The organism is Mesorhizobium yinganensis, assembly GCF_040081985.1.
GTDB lineage: Bacteria > Pseudomonadota > Alphaproteobacteria > Rhizobiales > Rhizobiaceae > Kumtagia > Kumtagia yinganensis.
The window spans coordinates 454,530-473,625 of sequence record NZ_JBEBMH010000002.1; the positions used below are offsets into that span (position 1 = coordinate 454,530).

11 protein-coding genes and 1 tRNA gene are annotated in these 19,096 nt (G+C 57.7%); 10 read left to right on the forward strand and 2 right to left on the reverse strand.

The features are described 5' to 3' along the window. Positions 1–41: 41 nt before the first annotated feature. From ABMA59_RS05780 to ABMA59_RS05825, 10 genes are all read left to right on the forward strand, one after another. Positions 42–1,031: a hypothetical protein gene (locus ABMA59_RS05780; protein ID WP_349004350.1), complete on the forward strand. Its 990-nt coding sequence runs from the start codon at positions 42–44 to the stop codon at positions 1,029–1,031. Further along, positions 1,015–3,198: a hypothetical protein gene (locus ABMA59_RS05785; protein ID WP_349004351.1), complete on the forward strand. Its 2,184-nt coding sequence runs from the start codon at positions 1,015–1,017 to the stop codon at positions 3,196–3,198. The genes ABMA59_RS05780 and ABMA59_RS05785 overlap by 17 nt, the downstream gene beginning before the upstream one ends. Before the next feature lie 64 nt (positions 3,199–3,262). Next, positions 3,263–3,994: an AAA family ATPase gene (locus ABMA59_RS05790; protein ID WP_349004352.1), complete on the forward strand. Its 732-nt coding sequence runs from the start codon at positions 3,263–3,265 to the stop codon at positions 3,992–3,994. 56 nt (positions 3,995–4,050) lie between these two features. Next, positions 4,051–4,806 carry a hypothetical protein gene (locus ABMA59_RS05795; protein ID WP_349004353.1) on the forward strand — a complete coding sequence of 252 codons (756 nt, stop codon included), beginning with the start codon at positions 4,051–4,053 and terminating at the stop codon, positions 4,804–4,806. A gap of 11 nt (positions 4,807–4,817) precedes the next feature. Then, positions 4,818–5,372 (forward strand): hypothetical protein, encoded by a 555-nt coding sequence (locus ABMA59_RS05800; RefSeq protein WP_349004354.1) that lies wholly within the window; start codon positions 4,818–4,820, stop codon positions 5,370–5,372. A gap of 5 nt (positions 5,373–5,377) precedes the next feature. Beyond that, the gene (locus tag ABMA59_RS05805; protein WP_349004355.1) at positions 5,378–5,941 is read left to right on the forward strand and encodes a hypothetical protein; all 564 of its coding nucleotides are present in this window, start codon (positions 5,378–5,380) and stop codon (positions 5,939–5,941) included. Positions 5,942–6,274: 333 nt separating this feature from the next. After that, positions 6,275–6,355 (forward strand) — tRNA-OTHER (locus ABMA59_RS05810). Between the two features lie 16 nt (positions 6,356–6,371). Beyond that, a complete protein-coding gene (locus ABMA59_RS05815) occupies positions 6,372–6,749 on the forward strand; it encodes a hypothetical protein (protein ID WP_349004356.1) in 378 nt (125 codons plus the stop codon). Then, a complete protein-coding gene (locus ABMA59_RS05820) occupies positions 6,746–6,952 on the forward strand; it encodes a hypothetical protein (RefSeq protein ID WP_349004357.1) in 207 nt (68 codons plus the stop codon). Before ABMA59_RS05815 ends, ABMA59_RS05820 begins: the two co-directional genes overlap by 4 nt. A gap of 99 nt (positions 6,953–7,051) precedes the next feature. Beyond that, positions 7,052–7,438, forward strand: coding sequence for a hypothetical protein (locus ABMA59_RS05825; protein ID WP_349004358.1), 387 nt, complete (start codon positions 7,052–7,054; stop codon positions 7,436–7,438). On the opposite strand, the gene ABMA59_RS05830 is transcribed toward ABMA59_RS05825, so the two are convergent. After that, on the reverse strand, positions 7,435–7,749 hold the full coding sequence (locus ABMA59_RS05830; RefSeq protein ID WP_349004359.1) for a hypothetical protein: 315 nt from the start codon (positions 7,747–7,749) through the stop codon (positions 7,435–7,437). The two genes, ABMA59_RS05825 and ABMA59_RS05830, sit on opposite strands and share 4 nt — an antisense overlap. Beyond that, complete coding sequence (locus tag ABMA59_RS05835; protein ID WP_349004360.1) at positions 7,746–19,040, reverse strand: hypothetical protein; 11,295 nt, start codon at positions 19,038–19,040, stop codon at positions 7,746–7,748. The genes ABMA59_RS05830 and ABMA59_RS05835 overlap by 4 nt, the downstream gene beginning before the upstream one ends. Positions 19,041–19,096: the final 56 nt, after the last annotated feature.

Sequence of the window (19,096 nt, forward strand, 5' to 3'; positions counted from 1 at the left end):
CGTGCCCCCAAAATCCTAGATAATCCGCTCCGAGGTTTTCAATGCGGCTGACGAACGAACACGGCATCAGCCTGCCGCTGGCAGTCTGGTTGCTGCACGACGAGTACGACCACATTAACGAGCCTAACTACATTTCGGCCACCAGCCTGCTGAAAAGCACCCGCCAGCTGGTCCTGCAACGCCGCATCATCGCCGAGGATCGTGAGATCGACATCTCCTCCTACCTGGCATCCAGGTTCGGCAATGCCGTTCACGACTCGATCGACAAGGCGTGGACCGTCTCTGGCAATAAGGCCATGAAGATGCTCGGCTATCCCGAGAAGATCTGGTCGAACATCCGGGTCAATCCGAGCCAGGAACAGCTGGCTGCCAACCCGGCCATCATCCCCGTCTGGATCGAGCAGCGCTCCTTCCGTGAGGTCCTGATCGGATCGACCGTCTTCAAGATCGGCGGCAAGTTCGACATGGTGCTCGATGGCCGGCTCTTCGATACCAAGACCACATCGGTCTACAGCTACCTGCTCGGCCGCAAGGATGGCGACTACGCCATGCAGGGCGGCATCTATCGCTGGCTCAATCCCGAGCTCATTACGAGCGACCACATCTACATCCAGTTCCTGTTCACGGACTGGCAGCGCATCCGCTCCAAGGTCGACGAGAACTATCCGAAGACCAAGGCACTGGAATATCCTGTCGAGCTGCCTTCTTTGGATGAAACCGAGAATTTCATCCGCAATAAACTCGCGGAAGTGCAGCGCTACAAGGATGCACCCGACGAACAGATCCCGTATTGCACCGACAAGGAGCTTTGGCGGGGAGAAACTGTCTACAAATATTACGGGAACGCTGCAAAAACCACCGGCCGATCGACCAGGAACTTCGACGATAAGTCCGAAGCTCATGCCTTCATGGCATCAAAAGGTGGAGAGGGAGTGGTCATTGCTGTTCCCGGCGAAGTGAAGGCTTGCGAATATTGCCCTGCCTTCAGCATCTGCCGTCAGAAGGATCAGTATTTTGTCGATGTCAATTGACCTCAGCCAAGTTCCGCACCACCCTGCTCTTGAAGAAATGGTCGAGGTGCTTTGCACCAAGGCCCAGGAGAACAACCGAAACTTCTTCCGCATCATGCTCGCCTACTTCATGGGCAAGGTGGCCTCCTCGATGCGGGCTACCGTCGTATCCAAGGACATTGGCGAGATCCCGGTCAACATCTACTCGCTGGCTTTCGCCACGTCCGGCTTCGGCAAGGGACGCTCCATCTACACCGTCGAGAACGAATTCCTCGGCGGGTTCAAGGAGCGCTTCCTCGAAGACACGTACAAGATGATCTCCGAGCAGAGCCTCTGGCAGATCGCCAACAAGAAGGCTGCCAACGAAGGCACCAACCCCCAGGAAGAATTCGACAAGTTCCTGAAGGAGTTCAACAATTTCGGACCATACCTGCCGGAGTTCGACTCCGGTACGTCGCCGGCGACCAAGGATCTGCGTCAGAAGCTGCTGATGGGCCAGATCGGCAGCATCAACATGCAAATCGACGAGATCGGCTACTATCTCGAGAAGGAGATGGAGCTGCTGACACTGTTCCTCGAGCTCTACGACCAGGGCATGGTCAAGCGCAAGCTGGTGAAGAACACCAGCGATAACAGGCGCTCCGAGGAACGTCACGGCAAGACGCCGGCTAATATGCTGCTGTTCGGTACGCCGACCAAGCTGTTCGATGGCAACACCACCGAGAAGGCTTTCTATGGCCTGCTCGAAAGCGGCTACGCCAGGCGCTGCCTGTTCGGCTACGTCAAGGAAAAGAGCCGGACCTCCAAGGGCAAGTCGGCCGAGGAGATCTTCAAGACACTGATCTCTCCGTCCAACAGCCAGGTGATCCTGAAGTGGGCCAACCGCTTCGAGAACCTTGCCGATCCGTCCATGGTCAACTGGTCCATGGAAGTTCCCGACGACGTCTCGATCGCCAGGATCCAGTACCAAATGGAATGCGAGGAGCTGGCTGATGCCATGTCCGAGCATGAGGACATCCGCAAGGCCGAGATGGCACATCGCCATTTCAAGGCCCTGAAGCTCGCCGGCGCCTTCGCATTCGTCGACGGATCGAGCCAGGTGCTGATGGAGCATCTAATGTCGGCCATCAAGCTGGTCGAGGAGTCAGGCGAAGCCTTCAAGATGGTGCTCAGCCGGGATCCGACCTACGTTAAGCTGGCGAAGTTCATCGCTTCGACCAAGACCGAGGTCACCCATGCGGACCTGACCGAGGCTTTGCCTTTCTACCGCGGCGGTAAGCAGACCCGAGACGACATGATGACCCTGGCGGTCTCGTGGGGCTACAAGAACAACATCATCGTCAAGAAGTCATTCGGCGACGGGATCGAGTTCTTCACCGGCGAGACACTGGATGAGACCGACATCGACAAGATCCGGATCTCCTACAGCGACAACTGGGCTTATGGTTATTTACCAGAAGAGCAGCCGTTCGACCAGCTGCACGTACTGACCCAGGCGAAGGATATGCACTGGGCAACCCATCACTTCAAGAACGGTCATCGAGCCAAGGAAAACGTCATTCCCGGCTTCAACATGATCGTCATAGACGTGGATGGAACAGCCACCCTGGATCAGGCCCACGATCTGCTTGCCGACTACAAGTTCCTGACTTCCACGACCAAAAGCCACACTCCGGAATCCCATCGCTTCCGGATCTTGCTGCCTATGAATTACCGGCTGAAGCTCGACGAGCTCGAGTACAAGGAATTCATGAACAGCGTGTTGGCCTGGTTACCGTTTGAGACGGACCAGAATGCGAACCAGAACTCGAAGAAATGGTCGAGCTTCGACGGCGGCACCTATCACTACAATCTCGATGGCGACCTGTTCGACGCCCTGCCCTTCATTCCGAAGACACGGCGCAACGAAGAGTTCCAGCAAAGGAACCAGGAACTGGGATCGCTGCCGAGCCTTGAGCGCTGGTTCGCCCAACGCATGGGTGGTGAAGGCTCCGGCCGCAACAACCAGATGATCAAGTACGCCTTGATCCTGGTCGACAGCGGCTTGTCGCTGGGAGACGTCGAGATGCACGTCAAAGCCTTCAATCGCAAGATGAAGCATCCGATGGATGACAGCGAGATCGACGGCTCGATCATGGTGACGGTGGCCAAGAAAGTCCACCAGCGGCTGACGCAAATGGCAGCCTGAGTAATCAGGCTTCCTTTTTCTGGTTCGATTATCTCCAAAATACGAAACTAAATCGAGGAAAATCATGGAAGACATGAACGACCAGCTTGCCCTGATTTCCGGTTATTCAGGTACTGGCAAAAGCGCCAGTCTTAGGAACATCCGGAACCAGAACCGCTGGGTCTACAACAACACCGAGGCCGGCAAGCGTCTGCCGTTCAAGAACTCGTTCAACAACCAGCGGATCAGCGATCCCTGGGCAGTCCATGACCTCTTCGAGGAGGCAATCAAGAACCGGGACATGCTCGACGGTATGATCGTAGACTCGATAAACTTCCTGATGGATATGTACGAGTCGGTCTATGTGCTGACGTCGAACGATACCCAGAAGGCATGGGGGCAGTACGCTCAGTTCTTCCGAACGCTGATGCAAGACAAGATCGTTCGCTGGGGCAAGCCTACGATCTTCACCGGCCACGTCTCCGAAAAGCTAGACGAGGTCAAACACGAGATGCAAGTCTCTGTGCCGATCAAGGGAGCGCTTAGCAAGGTCGGCGTCGAAGCATTCTTCTCGACCGTAGTCTCGGCGAAGAAGAAGACCATCCGGGAACTGGAACCATTCCAGTCGAACCTCCTCAACATCACGGAGGAGGAGCGGGATCTCGGCTTCAAGCACGTCTTCCAGACGCGCATCACCAAGGAGACGACCGGCGAACGCATCCGCTCCCCGATGGGGCTGTTCTCGAAGGAGCAGACCTACATCGACAACGATGCCCAGCTGCTGATCGACCATCTCCAGAAATTCTACCACGGCTGATTTTTCGGCTGTGGCAGAACGCCTGCCCCCAACCACAACTAAAAGAGAGAACTAGCATGAGCCTTTTTGGCAATCTGACCAATGACGGTCTCGAGGAAAGCCAGGACCGCGTTGGCGGCTTCCGGATCTACGAGTCCGACGCCTACCCCGGCACCATCAAGATGATGTACGCCGGCCAGTCGCCCAAGAACCCGAAGGCGGCGAACATCACCGTGATCCTGGATCTGGACGCTGGCGGCACCTACAGCGAAGAGATCTACGTCACCAACAAGAATGGCGAGAACTTCTACGTCGACAAGAACGACGGCAAGAAGAAGCCGCTGCCTGGTTTCACGACAATCGACGACATCTGCCAGATGACGATCGGCAAGGGCCTGGCTGGCGCCCAGTTCGAGCAGAAGGTCGTCAACATCTACGACCGTGAGCAGGGCAAGGAGCTTCCGACGTCGGTGCAGGTGTGTGTCGAGGCGCTCGGCCAGAAGGTCACGCTCGGCATCATCAAGCAGAAGGAAGACAAGATGAAGCGTGACGGGGACAACCTTGTCCTCAACGGTACCCGTGACGTCAACTTCATCGACAAGGTCTTCCATGTCCCGTCGAACCTGACCGTCGTCGAGGCCCGCAACAAGATCCAGCAGGCCAAATTCTACGGCGTCTGGGTCGAGGCCAACAAGGGCAAGGTCAAGGACAAGTCCACCGGCGGCGCCAGCAATGGCGGTCAGAACGGCCGTCCGGGACGTCCGAACACCCCGCCCCAGGCCAATGGTGCGGCTCCGCGGACCAACTCGCTCTTCGGCAACGCCGGCAACTAAGGAGCCAGATCATGCGTATACCCGTCCTCGGCATGGACCCTAGCCTCAGAAACTGGGGTCTGGCCGAGGCCGAGTTATGCCTGATCACTGGCGAACTCTCGACACCGTTCCTGTCCCTGGTTCAACCCAAGGATCTGGAAGGCAAGCAGGTTCGCCAGAACTCCTCCGACCTCTACCTGGCCGAACAGCTCGCCGAACCAGTGATGGCAGCCGCAAAGAAGGCCAAGGCGATCTTTGTCGAGGTGCCGGTCGGCTCCAAGTCCGCAAGGGCAATGGCGAGCTACGGCGTATGTGTCGGCGTCCTCGGAGCTGTCCGGGCTCTCGGCATTCCGCTGATCGAGGTGACAGCCTCGGAAACCAAGAAAATATTTACTGGAGATAAAAACGCCACCAAGCGACAAATGATTAACGCTGCGGCCGAGTTTTATCCCACGGCCAATTTTCCCGTGCATGCGGGGAAAATACCAGATAAAGCGGAGCATATGGCTGATGCCATCGCTTCGATACATTCGGGCGTGAGAACGCCCATGTTCCAGAACCTGATGCGACTGTTCAAAGAGGTCTAACCCGCATGAAAATTTCATCCGTTATCCGAGTGGAGCTGACCCAGGACGAAGTCCTGGAAGCGATCACCACCTATCTCCAGGAAAATGCCAACGTCGCCGAAGGTGCCGACGTTACGTTCGTCTCCAATGACGGCGAGACCTGGCTCATCGACGTTAAGTCCACTGTCGATGCAGCACAGCCGGCCGACAAGCCGAAGCGCACCCGTCGCACCAAGGCCGAGATCGAGGCTGCCAAGGCTGTCGAGAACCAGACACCGGCCGAGCAGCCTGCCGAAGAGCAGAGCGTCGAGGCCAATGCTGCCGGACAACTCCCAGCCGACGAGAACGAAGTTCCGTGGACCGAAGAACCCAAGGTCGAACCAGGAGTGGAAGTTCCGAACAACCCGCTGACGGCGCTGCTTCAGAACCCGCCGGCCGAGGTTGCGGAAGAGGCTCCGAAGCCTGTAGGCAACGTCTCGTCGATCTTCACGAGCACCACCCACTCGGCTCCGGTGACCCAGGCAGCTCCTCCCCCACCATCTGGTGGCGCCAAGAGCCTGTTCGCCAACCTGACCAAGCCAGCAGCCTGATCGATCTATGGCCCTGCTCAAAGCCCTGCTTTATGCGGGGCTCATCACTCTGGGGATTTTCATTGTATTTTTCGTGATAATCCCTTACATCTTTTTCTTGATAATCTTCATAGCTGTCTTCTTGATATGCTATGCTGTGATCCAGGAAGAGAGGAACACAATTAGAGGCCCGCCATAGGGCTTCAACGAGGTGGTGGGCGGATTTCTGGTAGCTGCAGCGCCATCATCATGCGGAGCAACCAGTGGCGGTGAGTACCCAGGCCACGAGGTAAGGCCCTCGAAACTGACCATCGGTCCAACGTCCTGATGACCTTAAAAGCTGGACCTGAATTCGGGAGTGTAGCTCAGAGGTAGAGCGTCGTCGTGTGCGCACACGCCGTAAGGCCGTAGGTTCAATCCCTACCACTTCCACCAAATCTCCGAGGAACCCATGAACCTGTTGCAGCCGCCGGCTCCGACCTATCCCTGGCGTCGGCCAAAGCCTGACGAAGACGTGCTCTGGCGAGCCGAAGGCAAGCGCTACTCCTATGTGATCGACGCTGATAGTGACCACTTCGGAACCACCCCTCTCCAGGTTGAGATGCACTGGTATCCAGTCACCAAGCGCACTCCCTGCGGAGCCTGGATCGGTGACAAATTCGTTCGGCTGACTGCCCGGAAACGTTGGGCTTGCAACACCGAGAAGGAAGCTCTGGAGAGCTATGCCGCTCGGAAAAAGCGACAGATCAGCATCTACGAGGCTCGGTTGGTCGAAGCCAAACGTGGCCTGACCATCGCCGAGCATGCAATCACTAAGGAAAACCCATGAAACTCGACCTCACCCAGGAAGAAGCCGAGGAGCTTCTCTCCGGCCTACGCTTTCGCTTTTACCAGGACCGTACCGATCTCGAGATCATTCGAAATCTTGCTAAGAAGATCGAGGACGCCGGAATTCAACAACATGGCTGGTCTCCCGGCGTCTGGGAACGTGCCAAACATCCGCCAGTAAGAGTGTCGATCCGTCCACTCTGACGGCGCTTTAACCTCCATTTCCTGGCTCAAACCGCCCCACCTGTCGACCAACAAAAACGAACGATAAGGTTCCATTATCGTTCGTTTTAAGGAACCTCTATGACCACGATCAAAGAAGCCATCGCTTTCTGGCAACGCAAAGCCAAACGCTGGATCGTCACCACGTTCTCGCAACCTAATTTCGACTCACGACCTGAGCGTCATCGCCGTTTCCTCGAAGAAGCAGGCGAGCTCTGTCAGGCTGGCGGTATGTCCGAGGAGGAGGCCATTGCCTCGATCCGGTTCGTCTACAGCCGACCAGCTGGCCATGTGCCCCAGGAGATCGGTGGGACGATGCACACCTTCTTGGCTCTCGTCGAGAACCATGGTCTGAACGCCTGGGAGTGTTTCCTCGAGGAAATAGGCCGAGTCCACCAGCCCGAGGTCGTCGAAAAGTGTCGAGCCAAGTGGCTCGAGAAGCAGAAGATCGGGCAGTCGATCAGCTAGAACGTATTGCAGGTGACGCCACCACCCAGGGGATTGCACTGGGTGGTGGTATAGCGCCGACGCTGCTGGGCTGCGATCAGCTGGTCGGACTGATACATCATCAGCTGCTGGTCGGTCAGAGCATCCCGGTAGCCTTTGGCCTGGCGCTGTTCGTCATAGCAAAGGATGCGAGTTGGCGTCACATTGGCGCTGTACCTGCAATCCGTGTCTCCGACCATATAATACCGGCCGTTCATGAAGTTCGGATATGCCTGTGGTGTGCTGGTGCATCCCGCCAGAGCCAGACCGAAAGCCAGCCATATCTTCTTCATTGGAATGCGTTTACCCAGGGGTTCAGACTGAAGCTGTTGAAACCCATAGATGGACCCATCGAATAGTCAAGACGACCATCCCACATGGAAGCCAGGAAGTTGTCCGTGATCGGCGAACCAGTGGGAACGGCAGCCATCAGCAACGAACGGAGCGGATTGTGCCGCATCATATAAGCAGCCTCCTTGATCGAACGCAGCTTGTAGCTCCAGAACCAGAGCAGTCCGACGGACTCGAGGTAATGGCGGCTGCGACCGGCGGAAATATTGTAGTTTACGAACGCCTCGTTGACAGACGATATCGCTGTCTTTTTACGTCCGACTTTGACCTCGTGATCGTAGAGGACCGCTTTCGCAACGAAGTCCCCGTATTGCGTGGCTCGAGCCAGACCCTGGAATAGAGCCGTGTCACGGGTGACCATCGCATAACGGGCCGGCGTCTGGACGCCCTTGGGCAGCTTGGCGATCAGCTTCTCGACATAGTTCCCCCACTTGCCGTCAGCGATTGCCAGATCCTCGACGGTGACCTGTCCGGTGGAGATCGCAGAGAACTCGCCGGCATCGATCAGCGGCCAGATGCTCATGCGACGATAGCCGTCCTTGATCGATTGGATCTCGGCAGCCAGCTTGTGCTGCAGCTGGGTATCGCCGGCGCCATCCGCCGCCTGGAAGCGAGCCTCGAGCTCGATCTCTTTGGCCCGGTTCTTAATGTAGGTGTTGATCTCGGCAGTCTTGCCGGCGAAACCCCTAACCACATCCCGAAGCGGAACACCACGGTTCAGCAGCTGCACCATGTTGGAGATGATATTCGCCGCCGGCACGATGACCGACTTGACCACGATCATGGTCTTCGCCGCGGTGACGATCTCCTGAACGTGCTGCTCTCCGCTGACCAGGATCCTATAAGCATCGTTGCCGGTGACACCCATCTTGCGGAAGAGCGGACCATCGAAGATGCCCATGGCGATCTTCTCGAAGCGCTCAGCCACACCAGGCTTCCAGCGAGTGTTGCCGGTAAACAGATCCCCGACCGATGCCTGACGTTCGCCGATGGCGATCTTCAGCATGTCCCGGCGAACCATGAAGACCTTGCGGCCGAACAAGGCTTCGATCTGGTTCCTCGTATACCAGGGAACCAGCTTGGCTGCTTCGACCAGCACAGGGTCCGGATCGTTGCCCAGATCGAACAGGTTCACGAACTCGCTCGAACGATTGCCTTTATCCCGTTCCCAGATCTCATGCAGCCGGTCGATCAGGTCCCGGTTGTATTCCTGGGCGAAATGCTCTTCCGCCTGACGGCCACCCCAGGCACCCATCATGCGAGCCAGATCGGTATTGCGCTTCAACGTGCTGGTGATCCTGGAGTCGCTCATGCGCTCATAAGCCACCACGTTCCCATCCTCATCATGGACAGCCCGGAGGTTCTCTCGGGTCTGCCCCTGGTTCCTAAGCTGGCTCTGGATCACCGAAATGGCGATCGGATCCTGGATGATGCCGGCATTGACCTCACCGACGGTGAAGCCGGTCTGCGGATCGACACCCGAAGCCGTCAGGTGAACCGTCTGCAGGACACCCTGCATGAAAGGCGCCCTACCCGAGACCGGTGAATAATAATAGGACCGGTTGCCGGCCCAACGATCGGCCGAGGATCCGGAATAGGCTCCGATGCGAGTGAAGCCCCGGCTGACCAGCTGGGCATGATCCCGATCATGGGCAATGAGCATTTCGCCGCCGTTCTCACGCTCGGACGGGATGTAGCCCTTGTAGTAGTTGTTCTGGGCCATGACCGACCGGGTCTTGACCAGCTCGTCTTCCCGCTGCTTGCGCAGCGAGGTGAGCACGAACTTGACGCCGGTATCCTCATCCTGGATCAGGCTGGCCATCGTATCCTTGACCGCCTGGTCGAGGTTCTGGACAGCGTAAAGCGTAACCATCCGGTCGATCTGCTCGATCAGTTCCGGAGACTGGGTATTCGGATCGGCCATGCCCCGCTCACTGTAGAGGTGAGCAATAGCCTTGGCGTTAGGAAGCAGGTTTGCACCATGCTCGCCGGTGTTCATGAAGTTGGCCAGTTGCCTGGACTTCTCGATGATCCTCGCTGCCCTGTTTCCGGCTGCCGTGCGGATACCTGCCTCGAGCCTCTGGATCTGCGAAACCACACCCTGCTCGTTGGTCAGGACATCCATCGTGCCATCGACACCTAAGGACTGAACCAGTGAGGGAAGATCCGTCTTGGCGATCGACCGGAACATGCTGGTCCATTCCTGTGGAGTGACCGGCCGGCTGAACTGCTTGGCCAGGATCTCCGGGATCTCTTCCCTGAAACGCTGACGGGTCTGCTGGATCCAGGAGCGAACCTTGGACACCATGTCGAAGATCGGAGCATTTTCCCTGGTGCGGCCGGCGATGTCGTTCAGCAGCTCCCGAGTGGTGTTGAGGTTCTCACGCCTGTTCATCCAGCTGACGGCGCCCATGATCGCTTCATTCGAAGCCTGCTCGTTGACGACGGTGGCTGCGACATTGGCAATACGGGCTGCGGCCCGGACGATCCTGCTTTGGCTGTTGGCCATCAGGTCGTTGGTCCGGGTGATCACGGCATCGCTACCATTCTGCAGCACATCGGCGATATAGGTGTCGGCCTTGTTGAGCAGGCCCTCGGACTGCAGCTCGAGATAGCTGCGCTGATCGCCAACGTTGCGGATCATGTTCTGGGTCAGGCTGTCGATAGCCTGCTGGACATTGAGATCCGTCGAACGCTCACCAGAAAGCCTGACCGACAGGCTATCCAGGATCCTGTTGGCGTTGGTCTCGAGGAACCCATCCAGTCCCGGTACATCGCTGCGGTCGGACTTCGGCTTGTCGAGACGAGCCAGGATGTCACGGAAGTCATTATCTACCAGAGCCAGAGCCAGAAACGAAGACAACAGCGAGGTCCGACCCTGTGCATCTTCCTTGACGCCAAGGACACCGGTCAACAGCTTCATGCGCTGTTCGGCATCGTATTCGTCCTGAGCCTGGTTCCCGGTCGGAATGACCAGACCTTCGCGGCGCAGCTCGGCGATGGTGTGGGTATACATCTCCTCGAGGCGCAGCAGCGCATTCGGGTTAAGCCTGGTCTCCAGGGCCAGAGCCTTCTGGATCATCTGGAAGGTGGACTTGGCCTGCATCGAACGCATCGCCGGGAAATGGAAGGCGAACTCGTCAGCCAGATCGATCGCATCCGTGGTGGCGGCATCCGCCTGGCTCTGGGCCAGAACCCGGTCATCACTCTCCCGGATAAAGTCCACGATCTTGCGGCCGAACTGTTCACGCAGATCAGCCAGACGGCTATCGTTCCCGAAGAAGGCCGACTGATTGCGGGATACCGCGGCGAAATCTCCCTTGAGGAGCTCCACCGGCGTCGGCATCACCATCAGGACACGGGTGTTGAAGCGGATGTTCGACAGCATGTCGTCGGACACTGCTGGACCCTTGGCCTTGCCATTCTCACCCTTGCCCCAGAACATTTCCTTCAGGGCCTGAAGAGCCTTGCCGATAATGCGGGCAATCGGATTGGTCACCTTGGTCTGGCGAGCCACGTCAGCCAGGTTCTGGTTGTTCATGACCCAGGCCATGAACTCCGACACGGCCGCATCACGATGGCCCTTGTTGAGGAAGTCATGGACAGCGCTCTCGGCCAGAAGCCTGGCCGACTTGGCAGCGTCATTAAGCAGGGAGAAATCCTGCTCGAGCCACTGGTTCATCAGGGCATCGAGACGCTTGACGGCGTCGTTCTCTTCCTTGGTCAGAGCGTCCGGCTTGTTGTAGGCCAGCCATAGTTTCTCGACGGTGGCCGCATGGGTCAGCTCGTGGAAGATCGTTTCGGCTGACAGGTTGTTGATGAACATCAGCTTGGAGATCGGATCGATCTTGCCGCTATAACCATTGTCGTCCCTGACGAAGCGGTCCCCGTTATAAGTCTGCTCCCAGGCATCGAGCTGGTGCTGCTCACCGAACAGCATCTGGTAGCCGCTGGCTTCCATGGTGCGGGCAGCTTCCCGGAGCATATATTTCTGATCGGCCGGCAGCTTGTCCGTCAGTCGGCGAACCAGGGAGGAAATCCCCTTCGCATGGAGCTGCTTCACGCCATAGTGCTGCGGCCGGGTCTTCTCGAGCGAGGTGCGAAGCACTTCCTCGTTGACACCCTCGATCGGCGTCTTTGCTGCATCCTCAGCCCGACGCTTCGTCGATGCCTCGGTCTTGAGCTCTTGGTAGCGGCGGTTCATCACACCGGCCAGCTTGCCTAGCGTGTCGACGTTCGTCAGATCGAGCTTGCCTTCCACCGTGTGGGACATCTCGCCACCGGACATCTGGTCGACCGACATTCCCGTCTCGGCATAGACCTGCCGTCGGATATCGACGTCGTCAGCCGCTTTTTCGAGAGAGCGAGCCGTCTGCTGCAGGAAAGCCTTAGCTTGTTTTGGTGTCAAAAACTCAACAGGGAATACTTCTTTACGTTCTAAGTAGGCTTGCGTGACAGCCTCAAGAAAAGCGTATTGTTGAGGGGTTGCAGGAAATTCATCAAGCTCATTCTCCTCAACTCCTTTTGAAAGTGCTTCAATACGACTTGCAAACCATTGCTCGATGATTTCATTGGTTCCTTTAGGAAACAATGCTTCCACGGGGCTGGTCAGCATGAAGCGATTATAGCTGTCCGACACGGCACGGAGCGGGTTCGGTGCCGAGGTCCAGGTCTTGTAGACCGCCTCGTTAGCAACCTGCGAACCTTTCTCGATCAGGTCGATCGGCAGGTGCAGGCCGTCGAACGTTCCCAGCGAACGCTCGGCGATTTCCTTGACCGCCATGATGTAGAGCATCATCTGCCCGTCACCCGAACCGATGTTCATCGTCGGCCTGGCTCGGACACCGGCTTCCGTCGGACCATAAATGAAGGCCGGCGTCTCCAAGTCACCGGTCAGCGAGCGGGAGAACGATCCAGGCATCGGAACCTTGACGATACGGCCTTCACCGACATCCACTGAGATATGTTCGAACAGATCTCCGGTCTCATTGCCAGAGAGCATGTAACGCTGCGAACCAGTATCAATCACCGGAGCATAGATGCCCATCTCCTTGAGGATGTGATCCTCTTCCTCCTGGCTCAGAAGATCACCATTATGATAGTCGAACTTCTCCGGGTTCGCCATTTTCTCTGCCACACGAGCAGCATACTTGTTGGCGTAGATCCCCTTCATGATCACCGACTGGAACTGCGTAGCGTTCTGCATGGCAGTCGTGGCGAAGGTGGTGTGCTCGTCAACCAGATCCTTGATGGCCTTCTGCATCGGATGCGTCAGGAACATCTTGATGTTTTCCTTGAGCGCAAACAGCTCATTTCGGGAAAGCGTGTATTCCAGATCGAAGTTGCGAGCCTCATTGGCGCCAGCACTGGCCAGACCCCAGACACCCATCTCCTTGAAGGGATAGGCGCCCGTCAAGGCATCGAGATCGCTGACGAAATTGACGCTCGAACCAGGCGGGTAAAGCACATCATTGCCCGTTCCCCGGCCTTGTGCATGGTCGGTGATCTTCTCGTAGAGCGCCGAGATAATATCGTCGGCAAAGGTGTTGGTCAGCGTGTCCGTGCCGGCCGCATAGTTGGCCTTGGTCAGCGGGCTCTTGGCCAGACCACGCTTGATCGTCAGTTCCTTCTTGTCCGGGTCGTACTCGAAGTCGGCATTGAGCGAAGCCATCAGCCGGCGGAAAGCCTGATACTGGGCGCTGACCTCGGGGTACTTGTAGTGGAACATCCACCCGACCTTGGTCATCTTCTCGGCTGTCGCCTTGGAGATCTCGCCGTAGATGTCGATCTTGTTGTCGTCGCTCTCCTCATAGTGCTGGTTCAGCGTCTTGCCGGGACGGCCGAAGAACGCACCACCCTTGGCAACCATCTTGAGCCAGGAAGGGATGATCGGCCCGGTGGCGAACAGGAACAGCGAGTTGACCACACCGTTGGTCTTGCCATCCGACTCCAGGTAGTTGGACGTTTCCCACTTGGTCAGATCGGCGCCGTTCTCGGCAGCCAGTTGGTAGCGAGCCAGTTCCAGCAGGGAATACTGGCCGTGATCCGAGAGGCCGGCTTGCATGAGCTCATTGAGAAGCTCACCCGGCATTTCGGATTGCTGACCATCACGCAACCATCCCTTGAACGCCTCATAGAGGCGGTTGAATTTTCCACCCTCAGTCAGGGCTTCCTTCTTGATGAAGGCGATCGACTGGTCGAAGGTGCCCTTGTCTGTCTCGGTCTTGACACCAAGACCCTGAGCGACAGCCTTCATGAACAGCCGGTAGTCTTTGTTCTCCGGCTTCGACAAATCGAGAGCCTTCGACTTGGTCGGCAGGAAGACGTGACGAGCGAGCTTGCTGGCCTGCGGATTGCTTGGACCGGCCATCTGCTGACGGCCCATCTTGTTGATGTGGTATTTGTAGAAGGAGCCCATCTCCTCGGGAGCAATGCCCCGCTTACTGGCAGCGGAATTCACCTCCGCCATCTGGCTCACGATGTTGTCATAGTCATTGGCCAGTCCCATCCAGCGGCCATGGACCGAAGCATGGTGGTTCTTGTTCATGCCGAGCTCGGCATAATCCTTGTTGAGATCACCGTCCTTGTAGGGAACCCCGCTCATCGCCGAGACATAGGCTGCCTTGCCCAGTGCCTGGACGTAGTTGAAGAAGGTCATCACCGGCAGGAACTTGGTGTTCTGCAGGTTCTCCAGGACCTCACGATGAGCCTTGGTCGTGCTGACCGCACGCTGGCGAAGAACGGTGTTGTCGATTTCCGTCACTGGTTCGCCAATGGAAATGTCGCCCTTCTCCGGACGAACCATGGCCATGTCGGTCAGGAGTTTCTTGGCACCATTGAGCCCACGAAGGACATCCTGCACATCGTCCGAATGGAAACCGAACACCACCCGGTTCGGCTTCTTGGCCTTGAAGCCAAGACGATCATCGAGATCCATCCGGTGAACCAGGAGCAATCCGTTGGTGTTGGTTGAAAAACCTTTAGCGTCCAGGCCGGTGTCCATACCGTGCAGCAGCTCGGCCGCAATCGCTTCAGCGATACCGACAGTGTAGGCCCGACGTCCCTTGAAGTTCGGAACCAGGCCCCAGAACTTCTGGATATTTTCGGCCAGGGATTTCTTGGCCACCGACATGCTGGAGCCGGCATTGAACTCGGTCAGCATCTCGTCGGTGATCAGGCTCTCATCAGGGATCCCCATGATGCCGGCCATCTCGTACTTTTCGACCTTCAGATCCTTACCGCGGCCTTGGGCGACCCAGTCAAGACCAGCCAGCACGGCTGCCTGAAGCAGCGTCGAGTTGTAGGCAAAACCGTTGTCAGTCTTCTCAACGATATTGAGAGCACGAAGATCCCGCATCCGGTTGACCACCGGATCACTATTGTTGAGGCGCTCTTCCATCGGAACCTGACGTCCGCTCTTGCCCTTGTCGGCCAGCTTGGCTTGGAGCCTCTGGTTCATGCGAACCATCACCGATCCACCCAGACGCATCAGTGCCCGATAGGAATTGATATTGGTCTGGTTGACTGTGTATTTCGGATCGTAGCCGAGATAATCGAACAGCGATTGACCGTCGGCCAAGGCATTGTAAAGCGAACGCATCGGGGCTTCCTGATCCAGGAGTCTGGACGGACGCTTCTTGTTGACCCGGAATGCCTTGGCGAACTGATTGCCAGCCATACGAGCCAGGCCCATGAACTTGGCGCCGATCGAGGCTTCGCCGGTCTCGTCTTCCGGTTCCTGGAAGATCTCGTCGATCTGCGATGCCAGATCCCGGACATCATCCGTTGCCTGATCTCCGAATTCTTCCCCTTCTCGGGCTTGTTCCTCGGCGGCTTCCGCCTCGGCCTGCTGATCCCGGCGAACAGCCTCGGCATCGAGCACGGCATAGGTGGCGTCATCTTCCGGCGTGGCAATGCCATCGGCACCCTTGTCGAGAAGGGCGTTGATCCTCTGGTTCAGACCGTCATCACTGAGAGACCTGGCCTGCTCCACGGTGACACGGGAGACCACGACAGCCGGTTCGACAGGTGCGGCCGCACTTTCCGTCAGCTGTTCCTGCAGCTCGGCAGGAGCTTCCTCGATCACAGGAGTTTGAACAGAAGTTGATGGCGTAACAGAAGTTTCCGTTACGGCAGTAATCTTCGGTTTCCTGGTTCGAGGAGCTGGTTTCGGACGGTCAGTGTTCTCGATTTCCGGGAACATGATGTTCAGTGTGTCAGCCAGAACCTGCTGAGGCGTGTAGTTCCTCAGACGATTGGGGATGAGATCTTTGCGGGGAACACCAGGATTGGCTTTTGACTGATTATCAAGCAAACGCTTGAGATAATCATTCATAGGCACCGGGGCATTATTTTCAAAATAGTCTACCTGCTCCGGCGTCCAGAACGTCGAGAGCACCTGGCGGAAGCGAGCCTTCAATGGCTGCTTCGGCTGCGGAGCTTGCGTAACGGCAGGCTGCTGACTAACTACCGATCGGGGAAGCTCCGGTTTCTGCACAACGACTGGTTCAGGGGTGGTAGCTTGAACCGGAGCCGGTGTTGCAGGGACTGTCGAGCTTCCCCCTTGCTTGGCGAGAACCAGAGGCGGAACAACGATCTCCTGCAGGCCGAGCTTGGGGAACTGGCGGATATAGCTGTTCGCCGTGTCGGCGATCATCGTCGCTTCATTGTGAACCGTCCGGGCGAACTTTTCTGAGCCGGCATTGCCAAGATTGACGCCGACACCCTTCTTATGGGTGCTGAATTTCCCGGCCGCATTCAGATATTGATACTGCACGTTCCGGCCATCGCCGGCGGCAGCCGACTTGTTGAACGCTTCCACCTTATTGATATGCGACTGGGCGAAGTTCGTCAGGCTTTCCAGCTGACCCACCAGAGCCTTGCGGCTGTTGATCGAGATCGCCTGGTTGATGCCGGCAGCGTGAGCACGAAGCGACAGCTGGTGAGCCGAGGATCCACCCTCGGTCTCGATCTGCTTGCTGACCAGGTCCAGCGCCTTCTTGCTGAGCCCGACAGTCGGTTCGGCCTGGGTCTGAGGCTGTGCTGCCGGTTGGGTCGAACCAGCGTCGATCTGCTGCTGGCGAGCTTCGGCGGCACGGATGTTGTTGATGAATTCGGTGGCGCCGGTGAGAGCATCCCTGCGCTCCGGGGTGAGCTCGATCGTACCCTGATCGGCCTGCCTCAAGATCTGCAGACCGACTTCCGGATTGAAAGCCTGCGGAGCATAGACAGCGACGTTGACGGCATTGTCGACGAGCTGCTGGCCTTTGGGCGAGCTCATTTCCACCTGGCTCAAATCCTGAGCCGGTATCTGCATTTCGTCCTGTGCCCACTTGATCGCCTTCTGGATCTCCGGGACTTTCTGGATCCGGAGCAGCGTCTTGTCGAAGTCGAGCAGGGCCTGGTACTCCGGCCGATCATGCGAAACGTTCGACAGAAGGGCGGGTAAATCCTCTGAAAATAGTTTATTATTTTCAGCCATATTTTTAAGAATATACGTGGCTGCCGAAACCCGGTCTTCCTGGGGAACGTCCGGCATCTCGGTGAGCTGAGCCATCAGCTTCACCATCTCGAAACGGTCGAGCGGAGCCTGCTTGGACTGGGCGAATTCGGCCACGGTATCGCGAACATTCTCGCTGAGACCCTGGATCTCTTCAGGCGAGACCTGAGCAGCCTGGACCACCCGATCGGCGAGAGCCTGGACATCGACAGGAGCCTCATCCGAACCAGAAGGAACAGGAGCTTCCGCCGCCAGAGCCTTGATGCCCTCGGCCACAACTGGAGCCTGGGCAGCGATCTCAGCAACGGCCGGCGCCACCTGCTCGGCGGAGACCGTGCTCTCGGCCGCATTCCTGGCCATGAGGCTTTCGCCGGCAGCAGTGAACTTCTGATCCAGATGGCGAATGGTTGCCCCTGCGGCCTTGGCTGCCTGCTTGAGAGCAGCACTCGGTCCCTGGATCGCAGGACCTGTACCGGCACCGAAGATACCGCCCTGGATCGCTGCGTCACCGACACCTTCGATAAGGTTCTGGTCGGGATTGGCTCCGGATACCACCTGGCCGACATTGCCGGCGAACTCGCCTGCACCGGACTGGACCGCTTCCTCGATGAACTCCCTGGCGCTGTTGCCGATGACACTGCCAGGAGCACGGCCGGCGGCAGCCGCCAGAGGAGCACGTTCGAGCCCTTCGACCAGACGTCCGGTGAGCGCTCCGATGGGAGCAGCAATCGCCGAAGCGACATTACCGGCTCGGGCTGCCAGCTCGACCTGAGCTTCGTCCGGGGTCATACCACCGGCAATCAATTCACGGAAACGTGGAGACTGCTCGGCCAGCTGCTCGTGAGGCGTGGCCATGATCTCCTGAGCCGCATCGGTAAAGGCACCACCGCCTTCGAGAGCGCCGATCACACCAGGGAATGCTGCCTTTTCCAGAGCAGCTGTAACCCGTGCCGAATTGGTCAGAAGAGCACCACCACGGACCACTGCCTTGGTGACGGGACCACCTACCAGCAGGGAACCGACACCCTCGGAAATCCCCTGCTCAAGCATGGCCGGATCTTCGATCAGACGATTGGCGCCGCTGATGACACCACGACCGAACGACCGGAGGTTGGCAATCAGAGCGCCATCCTTCTTCTGGTCGGCCTTGAACTTCGCCTCATTATCCATGCTGTCGAGCTGCGCACGGAGCGCATCGACTCCACGACGGCGGTTGAGCGCATCCGACTGCAGCGAGTCGGAGAACTCCTTGATGTCGCCCATGATCTCTGCCGACTTGACCGCGGCGTCATCGCTGACCGCGGACAGACCCAGAGTGGCGAGACTGCCGACACCTTGAACCAGGCCCGAAGCTACACCGACACCGACATCCCTGAGTGTCTCGGGGACGGAACGCTCGGCATTGGCAGAGCTGTTGACACGGTTTGCCCTCTGCCGGCTGGCTACCATTTCCTGGTAGACGTCCGTACCATGACGCTGCTGGAATGCGGCGCCGGAGAGCGTGTTGAAATCTTCGATCAGCTGGTTGCCCTGCGTCAGGCCATTGCCCCGCTGCTGCGAGATCGTGATCAGTCCCTGGAGCGTATCGTTGCGGTTGCCTGCCCGCATCAAAGCCAGATCGTTCTGAAGCTGTTGGGCTTCGCTGATCTGGGGAACCGGAGCGGCAGGCTGAGCAGCTGGAGCATTGCTTGCAGTCGGAATGGACTGAAACAGCTCGTCGAAAATGCTCGCCATTATATTATCCGATTATCAAAAAAGAAGGGGACCAAAATCGGCCCCCATCTTATTCA